The sequence below is a fragment of the Microvirga sp. 3-52 genome, from assembly GCF_018383585.1.
Taxonomy (GTDB): Bacteria; Pseudomonadota; Alphaproteobacteria; order Rhizobiales; family Beijerinckiaceae; genus Microvirga.
On the sequence record NZ_JAHAMK010000076.1, the window covers coordinates 1 to 2,123 of the forward strand.

The 2,123-nt window shown below is 66.7% G+C and carries 1 protein-coding gene and 2 pseudogenes; all 3 read left to right on the forward strand.

Annotation, left to right across the window (positions count from 1 at the left end; translation table 11 throughout):
• Positions 1 to 606, forward strand: a pseudogene (locus tag KHP60_RS24760) (cell division protein FtsH); the annotation flags it as partial.
• Positions 607 to 698: 92 nt separating this feature from the next.
• On the forward strand, positions 699 to 1,211 hold the full coding sequence (locus KHP60_RS24765) for a DedA family protein (protein WP_213566926.1): 513 nt from the start codon (positions 699 to 701) through the stop codon (positions 1,209 to 1,211).
• Positions 1,212 to 1,469: 258 nt separating this feature from the next.
• Positions 1,470 to 2,123 (forward strand): annotated as a pseudogene (locus KHP60_RS24770) (hypothetical protein); the annotation flags it as partial.

Here is a 2,123-nt window from a genome sequence, read left to right on the forward strand (position 1 = left end):
GACCCGGTGCACAAGGCCACCATCATCCCGCGCGGCCGCGCGCTCGGCATGGTCATGCAGCTGCCCGAGCGGGACAAGCTGTCGATGTCCTACGAGCAGATGACCTCGCGCCTGGCCATCATGATGGGCGGCCGCATCGCCGAGGAGATGATCTTCGGGCGTGAGAAGGTCACCTCCGGGGCCCAGTCGGACATCGAGCAGGCGACCCGTCTGGCCCGCATGATGGTGACCAAGTGGGGCTTCTCGCCCGAGCTCGGCACCGTGGCCTATGGCGAGAACCAGGACGAGGTCTTCCTGGGCATGTCCATGGGACGCCAGCAGAACATCTCCGAGGCGACCTCCCAGAAGATCGACTCGGAGGTCCGCCGCCTGGTCGAGGACGGGCTCAACGATGCCCGCCGCATCCTGACCGAGAAGGCGCACGAGCTCGAGGCCCTGGCCCGCGGCCTGCTCGAATACGAGACCCTGACCGGCGACGAGATCCGCAACCTCCTCGACGGACAGCCTCCGATTCGGGACGATGGCGGCACAAGTGCTGCAAAGCACAGGACCTCGCGTCCGGCCGTACCGCCAGCAGGAGCAACCGGCGTACCGAAACCGGCTTAATTCAGGAGAGTGATACCACGCGGACAACCAACGCGTGCCGGCTCCTGCTGGCGCGTCGTCGCATCGTGACCAGTCCTTGAACGGGAGAGCCCATGGACCTCGACATCCTCACGACGATGCTGCTCGACTTTGTTCGAGCGCACCAAGGCTGGGCTCCATTGATTGTCGGCGCGCTGGCCTTCACCGAGTCGGTCGCCGTCGTTTCGCTGCTTGTCCCCTCGACCGTGTTGCTTCTCGGGATCGGTGCCTTGGTCGGGGCAAGCGGTCTGGAGTTCTGGCCGATCTGGCTTGGAGCGGCCATCGGCGCAATCCTCGGCGATTGGCTGTCCTATGCCATCGGCTTTCGGTTCAAGCATGCCGTGTTTCGGGTCTGGCCTCTCTCGTCGCACCAGCATCTGAGTGACCGCGGCGAACAGTTCTTTGCCCGATGGGGCGCGTGGGGCGTCTTCCTGGGACGCTTCATCGGCCCGCTGCGCGCTGTGGTGCCCCTGACAGCTGGGGTTTTCGCCATGCCGATGCTGCTGTTCCAGACGGCGACTATCGCCTCTGCCTGGGCCTTCCTCATGCTCGCGCCGGGCGCAGGCCTGAGCGCATTGGCCAAGTGAGACGCAGGCAAATTTCTTGCCGGCGACAGGATTAAGGTCGGGGCCAGCTTCGTATACCGGGCATGGAACATTCCAGAAGACGTGCCGAGGTCATCACCCGCCAGCAGGCGCGGGTTCGATGCGCCGGCGACGGGAGCGGTCCATCGGCAAGCCTATGCCGTTTCAGCGCTGTCCCTTCGCCCCAGTCATGAGGGTTTGGAGAGGCAGCGAGAAGAGTAGCGCAGCCAATTCGACACGGATCTCAGGAAAGAACATCTGATGCAACAGTCTTCGACCGACCGGGAGAACGGTCAGCCCAAGCGCAAGGCGGCAAGCCCTCTGCGCCGTGGACGCTTGGCGTTCGCCTTGGCGGGTGTGCTTGCCGTCGCCATGACCGGCATGGCCGAGGCCAGAAGCAAAGGCAGCGTGGGCTCGCGCGGCTCGCGCACCTTCGATGCTCCTCCGGCCACCCAGACGGCTCCCGCCGCCGCGCAACCGCTCCAGCGCTCGCAGACGACTCCAAGCCAGGTTCAGCCTCGTCCGGCCACGCCGTCGGCCCAGGCGGCCCAGCCCGCGCGGAGCCGCTTCGGTGGTGGGTTCTTCGCGGGCCTGCTCGGGGCAGGTCTGCTGGGCGCACTGTTCGGCGCCGGCCTGTTCGGCGGCCTCGGGTCGCTGGCCTCCATCCTGGGCTTCCTGGCGCAGGTCGCGCTCATCGGCGGTCTTGTCTTCCTGGTGGTCCGGTTCTTCCGCCGGCGACAGCAGCCAGTTTTGGCAGGGGCGACAGCGGGCACCCCGATGCAGCGCTCGACACTCAGCGGCATGGTCCGGCCGGGTGGCGGAGCAGCCTCTGGCGGCATGCGTGCGGCTGCAGCAGCCAGCACCGCCTCGGCTTCACAGCCGCGCACTCAGGAACTCGCCATCAGGCCCGAGGAC

Coding starts and splice junctions, on each gene's coding strand:
- KHP60_RS24765 (WP_213566926.1), top strand. CDS start 699: ATGGACCTCGACATCCTCACGACGATGCTGCTCGACTTTGTTCGAGCG.